This is a genomic window from Candidatus Acidulodesulfobacterium acidiphilum (genome assembly GCA_008534395.1).
In the GTDB taxonomy this organism is placed as follows: domain Bacteria; phylum SZUA-79; class SZUA-79; order Acidulodesulfobacterales; family Acidulodesulfobacteraceae; genus Acidulodesulfobacterium_A; species Acidulodesulfobacterium_A acidiphilum.
The window spans coordinates 22,018-36,339 of record SHMQ01000001.1 but is presented as its reverse complement, the minus strand read 5'-3'; the positions used below and the strand labels follow the sequence as shown (position 1 = coordinate 36,339).

The following is a 14,322-nucleotide window of genomic DNA, read 5'->3' as shown; positions in this document are numbered from 1 at the left end:
TACGATAATTCGTTTAATATTATAAGTATATCATCAATATTTAAAAAAAGTTAATTAAATAACCCTAAAACGTAATTCAGCTTTCATTTTAACTTACTGCTGCTGCTGAACCATATCGAGCCTTTCTATTTTAGCTTCCTTCCCTTTTTTCTTTCTTAAGTAGTATAATTTTGCCCTCCTTACCTTTCCCTGATAAAGAAGTTCAATTTTATCGATTAGCGGAGAATTAATCAAAAAAGTTTTTTCGACTCCGACGCCGTAAGAAATTTTTCTTACTGTAAAAGCCGACCTGATACCGCTTCCTTTTCTCGCAATAACCACTCCTTCATAAACCTGAATTCTTTCTTTGTCGCCCTCTTTTATTTTTTGATATACTTTGACGGTATCTCCCGATTTAAATTGAGGAACATCCGTTCTTAACGACGCATTTTCGATTTTTTCTACGATATTCATTTAAGTCTCTCCTTTTGTTTATATTATTAATTAATTTTTCTTATTTGCTCCGTTTTTTTTAATGCTTTTTCCATTCTCCACTTTTCAATCAGCTTATGATTTCCGCTGAGAAGTATTTCTGGAACGGATAAATTTCTAAACGTTTTTGGTTTAGTATATTGGGGATATTCTAATATTTTTTTAAAATCGCCGGAAAGGCTTTCCTCTTTAAGCGATTCTTGATTGCCCAAAAAACCTTTAAAATATCTGCTTACCGATTCTATGAAAACTATCGAAGCGATTTCGCCGCCGGACAGTATATAACTGCCTATCGATATTTCTATTCCTCCCGTTAAATCGGCTACCCTTGCATCTATGCCTTCATATCTTCCGCAAATTATTATAATATGGTCAAAATCGGACATTTCCGAAGCGGTATCCGAGTCGAGCAATTTTCCGGATGGAGACATTATAACTACAACTTTTTTTCCGGTTTTATAATTTTTTTTAAAATTTTTTACGGAATATTCGAAGGCTTTAATAATAGGTTCCGCCATTAACAGCTGACCTGCCCCCCCGCCGTATATTTTATCGTCCACCCTTTTATATTTACCGCTTGAAAAGTCTCTGGGATTAATAATATTTATTTCCATTAATCCGGATTTTAAAGCCTTTCCTATAAGACCGTTTTTTAAAAACGAATCAAAATATTCCGGCATTATAGATATAACGTCTATTACCTTCTTCATGTTTTTATATTCTATAATTATTTTCGTTTTTAACCGATATTTTTGAATTTTTAATATCTATAGTTTCGATATTTTCAGCCGTCATAGGAATCAGGTAAACTGCAGCGCTGGACTTTATTTCCATAACGTCTGTTTCTCCTCCGTAAATTTCCGAAACCGACCCTATGTTAATTTTTTTTTCGTTATAGCAGTTTAAACCGATTAAATCTGAAATTAAAAATTCGTCTTTATCCAATTTAATATCGGCTTTATTAATATAAACGGAAGTCTTTTTAAACTTTTCCGCAGATTCAATAGAATCTGCGCCGTTTAATTTAATGAGATAACCTTTGTTTGCCCGTCTGATTTTTTCGATTTCTAATTTTTTATATGCGCCGTTTTCTTTAATAAAAAGTTCGCATTCAGAATCCATAACGTTAGACAAGGGGTTGTATAGATTAAATAAAAGTTCGCCTAAGATACCGTGCGGTTTTATAAATTCCCCTATATCTATATAAACGGGATTCATTTAGCCTGTTTTTTTACTAACGCCATAACGGTATCGCTGGGTTTTGCCCCCAAACTTACCCACTTGTCGAATTTGTCCTTATCGATATTAAACTGGACGCCTTTATCGGCGCACGGATTATAAGTCCCCAGTATTTCTATAAATTTTTTCTGCACGGCTTTTTCTCCGGAAGCCGCCACGATTCTGTAAAAAGGTTTTTTGTGAGAACCGATTCTAGATAATCTGATTTTTACCGCCACTTGAAATCTCCTTTGTTAAACATGTTTTTAATATTATTTATATTTTTTAAAGAACCCAATTTGTTCTTTTTGAAAGACTTCATAATCTTTTTTACTTCTTCGAATTTATTTATAAAGATATTAACATCGTTGACGGTGGTGCCGCTTCCTAAAGCGATTCTTTTGCGCCTTCCGCCGTTTAATATGTCGGGGTTCAGCCTTTCTTTTTCCGTCATAGAATTAATAATAGCCTTAATTTTAACTATCTCTTTTTCAGCCGCTTCAGAATTAAATTTATCTTTTATTTTTGAAAAGCCGGGTATCATGCCTGCAATCTGAGTAATCCCGCCTATTTTTGACATCATTTTAAGCTGTTCGGCAAAATCTTTAACCGTAAAATCTTTTTTGTTAAGAGATTCTTCTATAGATTTAGCAGATTTTTCGTCAATAGACTCCTGGGCTTTTTCTATAAGGCTTAATATGTCGCCCATGCCGAGTATCCTGTCGGCTATCCTGTCGCCGTAAAAGACTTCGAAATCGCTGAGTTTTTCGCCTACGCCTATGAATTTAATCGGTTTGGCGACGGTTTTTTTAATAGAAAGAGCCGCTCCGCCTCTTGCGTCGCCGTCAACTTTCGTCAGGACGACCCCTGATATATCAAGAGCTTCGTTGAAAGTTTTTGCTACCGTAACCGCGCTCTGCCCCAGCATAGAGTCTGCTACGAATAATATTTCGTTTGGATTAAATTTATTTTTGAGAAGTTTAAGTTCGTTCATTAACGGTTCATCTATTTCAAGTCGTCCTGCAGTATCGACGATTATGGTATCATAAGCATGTTTTTCGGCTATTTCTATAGCGCTTTTAACTATTTCGTCGGGCTTTTGCAGGATTTTACCGTTTTCTTCCGGCGTTTCGTAAACCGGAATATTTATGCTTGCGCCGATTTTCTTAAGCTGAAGTATAGCGGCCGGTCTGTAAATATCCGCGGGAACTAGATATACGCTGCGTTTCATTCTGTGAAGATAAAGCGCGAGTTTTCCCGCAGTAGTAGTTTTACCAGAACCCTGAAGCCCGATAAGCATTATGATGACGGGAGGCTTTGTCTTAATATTTAAAGGCTCGTTGTTTCCCAGCAGTTCAACTAATTCGTCCCTTATTATTTTAATAATCTGTTGGGCAGGGGTCAGGCTGTCGGCTACTTTTTCGCCTACGGCTTTATTTTTTACGGATTCTATAAACTCTTTTACTATAAGGTAGTTTACGTCGGCTTCAAGCAAAGAAAGCCTGACTTCCTTAAGACTGTCTTCTATATTTTTTTCAGACAGCTTTCCGTAACCTTTAAGGTTTTTAAAAACTTTTTCGAGTTTTGAACTAAGTCCGTCAAACATTGCGCTAATTTATAATTTAAATAATTTTTTAAAAATACCGAACAGGCTTTTAGCTTATTCAATATCTTAATTAATAATTAAGAAAGATTTTATAATTGAAAACTATTATTTTATTAGTTTTTTTAAAATATGTCAATGCGAAAAAAGGTGTCGAAAAATTGTAAATACGGCGACCGGAATTCAATTCTGTCACCGTCACAAATTTAATCAGAAATATCCAAGCTGACGCAGTTTGTCCATGGCGGCTTCTTTATCTTGCGAGCGCCCGGAGCGTTCGGCGGCATCTTTTTCCGAGGTTTTATGAGTGCAGGGCGCGCAGTCTATAGATCTGTAACCCTGTTCGTAGAGATTGCAGTACGGAAGATTATTAAACTTGATATAATCCCATATATCTTTTTCCGTAAAATGAAGCAAAGGATGAATTCTGAAATGGTGGGGGTCTTTTCTTTTAGAAAAATAGGATTCGTTTGCCCTGGCTTCGTTTTCATCCCTTCTTATTCCGGTAAACATAGCTTTAAGATGAAGATCTTTAATAGACTCCTTAAGAGGAATAGTTTTAAGGGTGTTGCAGCAGTCGGTTTTATCTTTAGCTATAGGATATTTTTGCCGAAGTGCTTCATTGTTTGAGTATTTTACAATTTCAAAGTTCCATGCGGATTTTAATTTTTCCATAAATTCTTTAATTTCGGGGAATTCTGCCGACGTATCTATGGTAATAACCTTAAAAGGTATTTTCCCATTTTTCGAGCGTCTTATCAAGTCTAATAAAACGGTTGAATCTTTACCGCCCGTGAATGCTATGCCGATTTTATCTCCATATCTGTCTTCCGCTTCTTTAATAATTTCTATACCGAGCGAAATTTTTTGTTCAAGAAGCGCAAGAGATTCAGCCGCTATGTTTTTATCGGATTCCGGCTGGTTAAATATAATGCGTGCGCCGTTTTTGCCGGTTGCGCTTTTATCGTCGAATAAGTTTTCGCTTATAAATGAATGGCTTTCTATTTCGTTTAATATTTCGATATATTTTATGGAATCAGATAGAGAAGTATTTAATGCATTGAAATTTTCTTCAAGCGGGTCGTTTATAAGGTCGAAATAATAATTTTTAGGCCTGTTATAAATTTCCGAAGTTATCATGCTTTGATAAATGTTTTGTCTGGTAGTCTGTTTCGATTTAAGCGAATTGAGGAGAAACAGGTATTCTGGTTTGCCGACCCTTTTTCTCATAACTGAGTTAAACATTTCTATTATAAAGTCTTCATCGGAAAGATTAATGTTTTCTAAGATTTTTTTTGCTTCCGACTGCAAAATATTATCCGGAATGAATAAATATTTACGGTCTTTAGTCCTTATCGAGCGTTGAGACAGGAAATACTTGTCTTTAAAAGAGGCGCCGTTTTTGCTTCTGTCATAAACGCCGGCGGAAAATTGCATTATTTCGTTGTACATATTTTGCGTGCAAAATTCCGAATAGCAGTATTCTCTTTCTTTTTCTCCAAGTAAAGATAATCCGTCCGTTTCGATTAAATTTGAACCTGATGGGGCGCTTTTATCGTCGAGAATGACCTTTAAACCGGATAAAGAGATCAAGGTCGGAAATAAATCTACTATAGAAGCTAATTTATTATTTACTCCTTTTTCTAATTGCGGCGCATGCAGTATCAGCGGTATTTTTATGACTTCGTCGAAAAGTTCGCCCATATGGCCGAAAACCGGCATATCGTAGAAAACTATTCTGCCTTCTCCGTGGTCGGCAAAAATAGAATATATATTTTCATCGTTAAAATATCCGGCATTTTTTAAAAAACCGTATATAAGCCTGAAGCGCCCTTTGTCGAATTTATTGACCCCGTAAATGTATGGGGGAAGCATAATTTGCACCCCGTAATTTACTTTTCCGGAAAAATTATTCCAGAGAGTGAAAGGATTATTATTCTGAACGGGTATTTTGTATAAAGAGGACATTTTATTTATGAATGCAAAATAGTCGTCGTTATAATGATTTTCGTTATAATTTTGCGAAAAAATATAAGGTTCGTGAATGTCGAAAAGATGTATGAAACAGAATACCTTTTCGTTTTCTAAAGCCGAAATTTGTTTAAAAAGCAGATTAATATCGTTTGCATATATAAAATCGAATCCCTTGGTAAGCCCCAAAGGCTGAAAAAGTTCTATAACGTCTGAATAAAATATGGTTTTATAGCCGCTATTTTTGTAAATTTCCGCTAGAGTCGCGCAGTCTGTCCTCATTTTTTTATAAAAAAAAGGCCTTAAACCGTGCTTGGGCTGTAACAATCCGGTAAATAAAGAGGCATGCGCCGCAGTCGTATAGCTCGAGGTGGAAAAACAATCGGTAAAAACCGTGGAGTTTTCGGCGATTTCGTCTAACGTGGGCGTATCTACTAAATTTTCGACGTAAAATTGTTTCAGATGAGGTCTGTTTTTAATATAGCTAACGCAGTCGTATCTGAGGTTGTCAACCGATATAAGTAAAACCTTATTGTTCATCTTAATCGAATTTTTTTCTGTAATTAAGAGCTTCCGACAGCGTGTCTTTATCTACGTATTCCAAATCGGAGCCTATCGGTATTCCTCTTGCCAAAGCGGAAATGCGGACGTTATAAGGCGATAAAATTTTATGAATATAAATAGAGGTAGCTTCTCCGTTGGAATTTGGATTAAGCGCAAGAATAATTTCTTCAAAACCGCCGTTTTCTACCCTGCTTGCAAGCTCTTTTAGCTTTAAATCCGACGGCGTTATACCTTCAAGAGGATTTATTAAACCGTGCAGGACATGATAATAACCGTTATAATTTCCGCTTTTTTCAAATACGTATATTATTTCCGGATTTTCTACTATACACAGCTGTTTTCCGTTTCTGGACGGGTTGCCGCATATATGGCAGATATCGTCGGAGCTTAAATTAAAACATTTTTGGCATAATTTTATGTTTTGTTTGGCATTTTTTATTGCATCCGCAAGACCGTAGGCTACGGATTCGTTCTGTGACAATAAGTAAAATGCAAGTCTTCTTGCAGATCTTTCTCCTATGCCGGGGAGTTTTTTAAATGCGAATACTATATCTTTGACGTAATCCGAATGGTTTAAAGACATTAAGCGGCCTGTTAAAAAAGACCGGGCATATTAAGCCCGCCCGTTAATTTGGACATTTCTCCGGTTACCATATCTTTAGACTTGTTAAGAGCTTCGTTTATAGAAGCTACTATAAGGTCCTGAAGCATTTCGACGTCATCGGGATTTACGACTGTTTTATCTATATTTATTTCAAGCAGTTCCTGTTTTCCGTTTACCTTTGCGGTAACCATTCCTCCGCCTGCGCTTGCTTCTACTATTTTAGAGCCCAATTCTTCCTGCATTTTAAGCATATCGGATTGAAGTTTCTGCGCCTGCTTTAACATTCCGGCGATATTTTTCGACATTTTATTAGCCTCCATTATATTGATTTTTTAAATATATCTTTATATTTTATTTAATTTTTTATTTTTTTGCAAACGTTTGCAAACGTTTAACTTTTCAATAGGCTTTTAATATGCGTTATATTTTATCTATTCTTTTAATACTATCGCCGAATACTTCTTTTATGCTTTCGATTATTTTATCGTCCGTTATTGTTTTTTCGGCGAAGTCTTTTTGAAAATCTTTTTGAAGACGTTCTTCCGTTATCGGCGAAGCCGTTTGAAAATTTTTTGGTTTTGTTGTTTTTTCTTTTTCATTCAACTTTTCATCCATTTTTGAAAAATGTTCGAATAGTTTTTCATGTTCCAAAAGCTGTCCCGAATCTTTTTTCAGCTCGTTCCGTTCAAAAGTTTCGGCATGTTCAACAGGTTTCGCATATTCAACCTGTTCATTGTAAGTTGTGCGTTCAACCGGTTTCGCCTGGACGTATTTTCCTTCGTTCAACCGGTTATTTATAATTATATTTTGTTTTTCGGCAGGCTTTATTTCTATAGATGTATGAGGTTTTATCGATTCTGCCGTTCCGTAATTATGTTTAGTTTTATTTTTTAATTCGTCGATTTTTAAAATAAGTTCGGTCACGTTTTTTTTATCGGGAACGTTAAACAGCCTGAAAATCGTCAATTCCATCATTAATAAAGGCGAAGAAATCCTTTGAAATTTAACGTCGGCGTTTATCATTACGTCGAGCATATCTAAAAGCTCTTCAAGGGATTTTTGCTCCGCAAGCGGCTCTATCGTTTTAATTTCTTCGTCGGTTAAGTCGTATATAAGGTCTTTATATCGTAATTTTACGATTATTATGTTTCTTATATAATGCGCCGCTTGTTTCATGAACTGCCTTAAGTCTGATCCCGATTCGTAAATTTCCTTTACCGCTTTCAGCGCGCCTTCATAATCTTTATTGAATATAGAAGATATAAGTTGTGAAGTTATAGATTTAGACGTAAGTCCAAGCACGCCTGAAATATCTTCTTCAATATTGTTTCCAAAATAAGATATAACGGTATCGAAAATTGAAAGAGAATCTCTCAGAGAACCGTCGGCAAGAGATGCTATAATCATAAAATTTTCATCTGTTGCGTTGATATTTTCTGCTTTAGCTATTTCTTTCAATTTTTCGAATATTATTTTCGTCGGTATCCGTTTAAAGTTAAATCTCTGGCACCGCGATAAAATAGTTTCCGGAACTTTATGGATTTCGGTAGTGGCGAAGATAAATTTTGCGTGAGTGGGAGGTTCTTCCAGAGTTTTTAACAGAGCGTTAAACGCGCTGTTGGATAACATATGGACTTCGTCTATTATATAGATTTTAAATCTTAAACTTTGCGGCGAATATATTATGTTTTCTTTTAACTCTCTTACCGAATCGACTCCGGTATTCGATGCACCGTCTATTTCTATAACGTCCACAGAACTTCCGTTCTGAATTTGGACGCAGGCCGAACATACGCCGCAAGGATTTACAGTCGGACCGTTTTCGCAGTTAATGGATTTTGCGAGTATTCTTGCAATGGATGTTTTGCCTACGCCCCTGGTTCCCGTAAATATATATGCGTGGGAAAGCCTATCGTTTATTACCGCATTTTTCAAAGTTTGAACGATTGCATCCTGCCCTATTATCTCGTCAAAAATCCTTGGTCTATATTTTCGTGCAAGCACCTGGTACATTTTAATTATTATATCATTTTTTTGTTTTCTAAAGTTGATTTTTTAATAAAAAATTGCTAAACTTGAAAAACAATGCAAGAAAAGAACGATTTTATAGATTTCAAGGATTTTCCTAAAAATTACGATTACAAGTCGGTAGAGGAAAAAATATCTAAATATTGGGAAGACAACGATATTTATAAATTTTCTTTGGAAGATAAAGGAAAAGATATTTATTCGGTCGATACTCCGCCTCCTTATGTTTCGTCGGCGCATCTGCATGTCGGACACGTAATGAGTTACTCGCAGGCGGAATTTATTATAAGATATAAAAGGATGAAGGGTTATAACGTTTTCTATCCTATGGGTTTCGACGACAACGGTCTTCCGACCGAACGTTACGTAGAAAAAAAATATAAAATCAATAAATCTAAAATTACGAGAGAAGAATTTATAGATTTGTGCCTTAAAGAAACAAAAATAGGAATAGATATATATAAATCGCTATGGAGATCGGTCGGAATAAGCGCCGACTATAGTTTATCGTATTCCACGATAGACGAAAGATGCAGAAAGACCGCTCAGAAATCGTTTCTAGACCTTTACGGCAAAGGTCTTATCGAGCGGCGCAACGAACCTATACTTTGGTGTCCGCAGTGCAGGACTTCTCTTGCTCAGGCAGATGTAGTCATGGAAGAATTTACAGGCGTACTGTACGATATAGAATTTAAATCAGACGAAGGTAAAGGCCTTATTATATCTACGACACGTCCCGAACTGCTCGGAGGATGCGTCGCCGTTTACGCTAATCCGGCGGACGAAAGATATCGTTTTTTGGAAGGAATGAGCGTCAAAACTCCGTTATACAATAAAAACGTTCCGGTTAAATATGACGAGTCCGTAGATATGTCTTACGGTTCGGGTCTTATGATGGTCTGTACGTGGGGCGATGCGGAAGACGTTAAGAAATGGAAAGAACATAGTTTAGACACGGCAATTATAATAGACAGGTCGGGAAGATTAAACGAATTATCCGGCGGCTATAAAGGATTAAACGTCAGGGACGCTAAAAAAGGCATAGTTGAAGATTTAAGAAAAATGTCGCTGATAAAGTTGGAAAAGCCTCTGAATCATAACGTCGGAGTTCACGACAGATGTTCGACTCCGGTCGAATTTATTTTAGCAGAACAGTGGTTTATAAAAATTTTAGAAAATAAAGAAAAATTTATAGACGCAGGCAACAGGATGTCCTGGCATCCTCAGTTTATGAAAACCAGATACGACGAATGGATTAATAATCTTAAATGGGACTGGAATATTTCGAGGCAGAGATTTTACGGAGTTCCGTTTCCGGTCTGGTACTGTGCGGAATGCGGAGAAGTCGTCGTCGCATCAGAAAAAGAACTTCCCGTGGATCCCGCAGTAATTATGCCGGTAAACATGAAATGCAAAAAATGCGGCGGAAGCAAATTGATTCCCGAAAACGACGTTATGGATACTTGGATGACGTCCTCGCTTACGCCTCTTATAAACTCATTGTGGTCATACGAAGACGCCGAGAGCAAAAAACTTTATAATACTATTTATCCTATGGGGCTGCGTCCGCAGGCGCAGGAAATTATCCGCACATGGCTTTTTTATACGGTTGTAAAATCCGTTTATCATACGGGAGACATACCTTTTAAAGACGTAATGATAAGCGGATGGGGTTTGGACAAAAACGGCAAGAAGATGTCTAAAAGCTTGGGAAATTTTGTAAGCCCCGAAGAAATAACCGGCAAGTACTCGGCAGACGCCCTAAGATACTGGGCATCTAAGGCAAATTTAGGACAGGATCTTCGTTTCAGCGAAGAAGACGTTGCAAACGGCAGAAGATTGACCATTAAAATATGGAACGCCGCAAGATTTTTGATAACGAACGTAGAATCCGATTTTAATCCTTACGAAAAAAATGTAAAAGACCTTAAACTTAGCCGCATAGACGAATGGATATTGACGGAATTCGAAAACACGCTGAAATCTTGCGGCAATTATATGGAGTCTTATGAATATTCTCTGTGCATGAGAACGCTTCAAGATTTTTTCTATAATTCATACTGCGATAATTATCTTGAAATTATAAAAAACGTGTTTTGGGACGAAAGCGAAGAAAGCTCCGAAAGAAAAAAAACCGTGCTGAATATTATGTATTTTATTTCTTTAAATGCCGTTAAAATGTTTGCGCCTTTCATGCCGTTTATAACCGAGGAACTCTATCTGTCGTTCTATAAAAGATATGAAAAAGATAAAAGCATACATAAATCTTTTTGGCCGGAATTTAGAAACGATTTAATTTTTAAAGATTCTTTAAAATACTCGGCTGTATTGCTGAATATTCTTGATGCTTCAAGGAAATTGCGCACTAATTTAAATCTTCACCAGAATCATAAAGTTCATAAAATCTTAATTCAGGCGTTAAATCAGGACTATATAGAAATCATAAACGATATTTCCGGCGATATAAGGTCGGCAGTCAGGGCCGAGCGGTTAATATTTTCCGATCAAGCGGATTTTAAGGCGTCCGACGATAATATTTTAATAGCGTTAGAAAAATGAAATTGACTTTTTATAATTTTAATTTAATAATATAGCATAGATTTTTATAATTTTTTTATATAAGATAAACAGGAGAATTTCAAATGGCAAATCCAAAGAAAAGACATTCAAAATGCAGAAGGGATAAAAGAAGGACGCACGACAGCCTTACGCCCGTTAATTATTCAAAATGTCCTAATTGCGGCGAACCGCTTCTTCCGCACAGGATGTGTCCCAGCTGTAAAACTTACAAAGGTAGAAAAATAGTAGCAGAAAAAGCGCAGGAAAAATCTTAAATAAGCGGATACCATGCGCAAACTTGGAGACTGTTAATGATTAGAATAGCTTTGGACGGTTTCGGTTCCGATAAGGCTCCGGAACCTGAAGTTATGGGAGCTATAGCCGCAGTTGAGTCCAATAAGGATATAGAAATAACTATAACCGGCGATGAAACCGTTTTAAAGGATGCTATTAAAAAAAATAACTATAACGGCTCCAGAATTAAAATAGTTCATGCGCCTGAACGCATAACGATGGAAGATTCGCCTTCGGCTATAGTAAGAAATAAAAAAAATTCTTCAATGCGTATCGCTTACGAATTAGTAAAAAAGAATGAAGCAGATGCAATTATAAGCGCAGGAAACAGCGGTGCATCTCTGGCTATAGCCATGTTTGTTTTTAAAAGAATTAACGGAATAGACAGACCTGCGATTGCAACGATTATGCCTGCAGTCGGAGGATATACCGTTTTAATAGACGCAGGGGCTAACGTTGACGTTAAACCTTATCATCTTGCGGAATTTGCCATAATGGGTTCGGAATATGCTTCGTTTATGAAAGGAATAGACAATCCAAAGGTAGGATTGTTAAGCAACGGCGAAGAAGCATCTAAAGGTAACGATCTGACGAGGGAAGCATTTGCTATAATTAAAAATACCGATTTAAATTTTTACGGCTACGTGGAAGGAAGGGAAGTGTTTAACGGCAAAGTTGACGTCGTCGTTTGCGACGGTTTTACGGGAAACGTTATATTGAAAGCGGCGGAAACATTGGCGGAGACGATTTTTAATCTTTTAAGGGAAGAGATAAATAAAAGTTTTATGGCAAAGTGCGGTTTTTTTATGGCAAGAAAATCTTTAAAAAAATTTAAAAAGCTCGTGGACCATAACGAATACGGCGGAGCGCCGTTACTCGGCGTTAACGGAGCCGCTTTTATCGCTCACGGCGGAGCAAGTTCAAAAGCTTTAACGAGCGCAATATTGGTAGCAAAGCATTTCGTCGAAAAAGGCATAATACATAATATAAGCAATAAAATAGAAGCAAATGCCCAAAATATCCCAAATTAACTAATTATGGAGTTTAATTTAAGTTGATTTATTCAAAAATAACCGGTATCGGCTCTTTCGTTCCTAAAAAAGTGTTGACGAACGAAGAACTGTGCAATATAGTGGACACGTCCGACGAATGGATTATGTCCAGGACGGGCATAAAAGAAAGGAGAATTGCGGAAAAAGGTTTGACGACCTCCGACATAGCGGCGGCTTCCGCAAAAAAAGCCTTAGATGTTTCAGGTTTAAAACCGGAAGATATTGAGCTTGTGCTTGTCGGAACTATCACCCCTGATATGATTTTCCCGTCGACTGCCTGCATAGTACAGGACAAATTGGGACTTAAGAATGCGGCTGCTTTTGATATCAGTGCTGGATGCAGCGGTTTTATATATTCGTTGTCCGTAGCCGACAGTTTTATTAAATCCGGAAAATATAAAAATGTTTTAGTTATAGGAGCCGATCTGCTTTCAAGAATTACGGATTACGAAGACAGATCGACCTGCGTTTTATTCGGAGACGGGGGGGGCGCTGCGGTGTTGACGGCAAATATTCAAAATAACCGCGGTATTCTTTCTACACATATGCATTCCGAAGGCGGACACGACGATATTTTAATGCTTAAAGCCGGCGGCTCTTTGATGCCGGCCAGTCACGAAAGCGTCAACGGCCGCGAGCATTATATAAAAATGAAAGGTTCCGAACTGTTCAGATATGCCGTAAATTATCTTAAAGATATAGCCCAGGAAGCCATAGATTTTAACGGACTTAAACCGGAAGATATAGATTTATTCGTTCCGCACCAGGCCAACATCAGAATTATAGAAGCTACGGCAAAGAAATTAAAATTTCCCATGGAAAGAGTTTTCGTTAACGTGGAAAAATACGGAAATACTTCAAGCGGGTCGATACCGATTGCTCTCGACGAAGCTTATTCGTCGGGCAGAATTAAAGAAAACGACATAGTGCTTATAGATGCTATAGGCGCAGGTTTAACCTGGGCTTCTTCTATAATAAGGTGGTAGAATAAAATGATAAAATCTCCTATCTGCGATATTCTTGGAATAAAATATCCGGTATTTCAGGGCGGTATGGCATGGGCGTCAAACCACAGGCTTGCCGCGGCCGTTTCAAATGCGGGAGGTTTGGGTATTATAGGCGCCGGACAGATGCCGCCGGAACTTGTCGTGCAGGAAATAAGAAAAGCAAAAGAAAACACGGACAAACCGTTCGGAGTAAATCTTATATTGTATTTAAGCTATATCGAAGAGCTTATAGATGCGGTAATAAAAGAAAAAGTCGCGATAGTTACGACAGGGGCGGGCAATGCGGGCCCTTACATAAAAAAGTTTCATGATGCCGGAATAAAGGTTATACCCGTTATACCTTCTACGGCTCTTGCAAAAAGAATGGAAAAAGCCGGAGCGGATGCCGTAATTGCGGAAGGCACGGAATCGGGAGGACATATAGGAGAAATTACTACTATGGCTTTGGTTCCGCAGGTTGCCGATGCCGTTAATATTCCGGTAATAGCCGCAGGCGGCATTGCCGATTACAGGGGTTTTGCGGCGGCGTTATGTCTCGGCGCAAGCGGCATTCAAATGGGAACGAGGTTTCTTGCGACTAAGGAGTGTCATATACATCAGAACTGGAAAAATTCCGTTATAAAAGCGTCAGACAGAGATACCGTCGTTACGGGAAGACCGACCGGCCATCCCGTCAGAGTTTTAAAAAACAAGCTTGCAAAAATGTTTCTTGAGCTTGAAGAAAAATGCGCGCCTATCGAAGAATACGAAAAACTTGGAACAGGAAAATTAAAAGCGGCGTCGGTTGACGGAGATGCGGAAATGGGTTCTTTAATGAGCGGGCAGATAGCAGGCCTTATAAAAGAAGAAAAAACGGTCAAAGAAGTTATCGATGAAATTGTTTCGCAGACGGAAGCGTTTTTTAAAAACGCAGGAAAGTTTGTAGCGAATTAATTATATTTTGTTTATATA

14 protein-coding genes are annotated in these 14,322 nt (G+C 37.5%); 5 read left to right on the top strand and 9 right to left on the bottom strand.

Annotated elements, in window-relative coordinates:
- Window positions 1-93: 93 nt before the first annotated feature.
- From EVJ48_00195 to dnaX, 9 genes are all read right to left on the bottom strand, one after another.
- The gene (locus EVJ48_00195; protein RZV40377.1) at window positions 94-453 is read right to left on the bottom strand and encodes a 50S ribosomal protein L19; all 360 of its coding nucleotides are present in this window, start codon (window positions 451-453) and stop codon (window positions 94-96) included.
- Window positions 454-479: 26 nt separating this feature from the next.
- Window positions 480-1,181 carry a tRNA (guanosine(37)-N1)-methyltransferase TrmD gene (gene trmD, locus EVJ48_00190; protein ID RZV40376.1) on the bottom strand — a complete coding sequence of 234 codons (702 nt, stop codon included), beginning with the start codon at window positions 1,179-1,181 and terminating at the stop codon, window positions 480-482.
- Between the two features lie 4 nt (window positions 1,182-1,185).
- Window positions 1,186-1,689 carry a 16S rRNA processing protein RimM gene (gene rimM / locus EVJ48_00185; GenBank protein RZV40375.1) on the bottom strand — a complete coding sequence of 168 codons (504 nt, stop codon included), beginning with the start codon at window positions 1,687-1,689 and terminating at the stop codon, window positions 1,186-1,188.
- Window positions 1,686-1,928 (bottom strand): 30S ribosomal protein S16, encoded by a 243-nt coding sequence (locus tag EVJ48_00180; protein RZV40374.1) that lies wholly within the window; start codon window positions 1,926-1,928, stop codon window positions 1,686-1,688. The genes rimM and EVJ48_00180 overlap by 4 nt, the downstream gene beginning before the upstream one ends.
- Complete coding sequence (locus EVJ48_00175) at window positions 1,919-3,295, bottom strand: signal recognition particle protein (protein RZV40373.1); 1,377 nt, start codon at window positions 3,293-3,295, stop codon at window positions 1,919-1,921. Before EVJ48_00175 ends, EVJ48_00180 begins: the two co-directional genes overlap by 10 nt.
- A gap of 207 nt (window positions 3,296-3,502) precedes the next feature.
- Window positions 3,503-5,803, bottom strand: a complete 2,301-nt coding sequence (locus EVJ48_00170; GenBank protein RZV40372.1) for a hypothetical protein — start codon at window positions 5,801-5,803, stop codon at window positions 3,503-3,505.
- Window position 5,804: 1 nt separating this feature from the next.
- Window positions 5,805-6,410, bottom strand: a complete 606-nt coding sequence (gene recR, locus EVJ48_00165) for a recombination protein RecR (GenBank protein ID RZV40371.1) — start codon at window positions 6,408-6,410, stop codon at window positions 5,805-5,807.
- An 11-nt stretch (window positions 6,411-6,421) separates the two neighbouring features.
- On the bottom strand, window positions 6,422-6,736 hold the full coding sequence (locus EVJ48_00160) for a YbaB/EbfC family nucleoid-associated protein (GenBank protein ID RZV40370.1): 315 nt from the start codon (window positions 6,734-6,736) through the stop codon (window positions 6,422-6,424).
- A 115-nt stretch (window positions 6,737-6,851) separates the two neighbouring features.
- Window positions 6,852-8,444 (bottom strand): DNA polymerase III subunit gamma/tau, encoded by a 1,593-nt coding sequence (gene dnaX / locus EVJ48_00155; protein RZV40369.1) that lies wholly within the window; start codon window positions 8,442-8,444, stop codon window positions 6,852-6,854.
- A gap of 72 nt (window positions 8,445-8,516) precedes the next feature.
- On the opposite strand from dnaX, the gene EVJ48_00150 reads away from it, so the two are divergent.
- The 5 genes from EVJ48_00150 to fabK all read left to right on the top strand — a co-directional run bounded on the left by EVJ48_00150 (window position 8,517) and on the right by fabK (window position 14,304).
- Entirely contained in the window at window positions 8,517-11,018 is a 2,502-nt protein-coding gene (locus EVJ48_00150; protein RZV40368.1) for a valine--tRNA ligase, read from the top strand.
- An 83-nt stretch (window positions 11,019-11,101) separates the two neighbouring features.
- The gene (locus EVJ48_00145; GenBank protein RZV40367.1) at window positions 11,102-11,293 is read left to right on the top strand and encodes a 50S ribosomal protein L32; all 192 of its coding nucleotides are present in this window, start codon (window positions 11,102-11,104) and stop codon (window positions 11,291-11,293) included.
- A gap of 39 nt (window positions 11,294-11,332) precedes the next feature.
- Complete coding sequence (gene plsX, locus EVJ48_00140; protein ID RZV40571.1) at window positions 11,333-12,343, top strand: phosphate acyltransferase PlsX; 1,011 nt, start codon at window positions 11,333-11,335, stop codon at window positions 12,341-12,343.
- Window positions 12,344-12,366: 23 nt separating this feature from the next.
- On the top strand, window positions 12,367-13,350 hold the full coding sequence (locus tag EVJ48_00135; protein ID RZV40366.1) for a ketoacyl-ACP synthase III: 984 nt from the start codon (window positions 12,367-12,369) through the stop codon (window positions 13,348-13,350).
- 6 nt (window positions 13,351-13,356) lie between these two features.
- Window positions 13,357-14,304: an enoyl-[acyl-carrier-protein] reductase FabK gene (fabK, locus tag EVJ48_00130; GenBank protein ID RZV40365.1), complete on the top strand. Its 948-nt coding sequence runs from the start codon at window positions 13,357-13,359 to the stop codon at window positions 14,302-14,304.
- Window positions 14,305-14,322 lie beyond the last annotated feature (18 nt).

Excerpts from the sequence above, each read along its gene's own strand:
- EVJ48_00195 (RZV40377.1), bottom strand. The coding sequence starts at position 453 with ATGAATATCGTAGAAAAAATCGAAAATGCGTCGTTAAGAACGGATGTT.
- trmD (RZV40376.1), bottom strand. The coding sequence starts at position 1,181 with ATGAAGAAGGTAATAGACGTTATATCTATAATGCCGGAATATTTTGAT.
- rimM (RZV40375.1), bottom strand. The coding sequence starts at position 1,689 with ATGAATCCCGTTTATATAGATATAGGGGAATTTATAAAACCGCACGGT.
- EVJ48_00175 (RZV40373.1), bottom strand. The coding sequence starts at position 3,295 with ATGTTTGACGGACTTAGTTCAAAACTCGAAAAAGTTTTTAAAAACCTT.
- EVJ48_00170 (RZV40372.1), bottom strand. The coding sequence starts at position 5,803 with ATGAACAATAAGGTTTTACTTATATCGGTTGACAACCTCAGATACGAC.
- recR (RZV40371.1), bottom strand. The coding sequence starts at position 6,410 with ATGTCTTTAAACCATTCGGATTACGTCAAAGATATAGTATTCGCATTT.
- EVJ48_00160 (RZV40370.1), bottom strand. The coding sequence starts at position 6,736 with ATGTCGAAAAATATCGCCGGAATGTTAAAGCAGGCGCAGAAACTTCAA.
- dnaX (RZV40369.1), bottom strand. The coding sequence starts at position 8,444 with ATGTACCAGGTGCTTGCACGAAAATATAGACCAAGGATTTTTGACGAG.
- EVJ48_00150 (RZV40368.1), top strand. The coding sequence starts at position 8,517 with ATGCAAGAAAAGAACGATTTTATAGATTTCAAGGATTTTCCTAAAAAT.
- EVJ48_00145 (RZV40367.1), top strand. The coding sequence starts at position 11,102 with ATGGCAAATCCAAAGAAAAGACATTCAAAATGCAGAAGGGATAAAAGA.
- fabK (RZV40365.1), top strand. The coding sequence starts at position 13,357 with ATGATAAAATCTCCTATCTGCGATATTCTTGGAATAAAATATCCGGTA.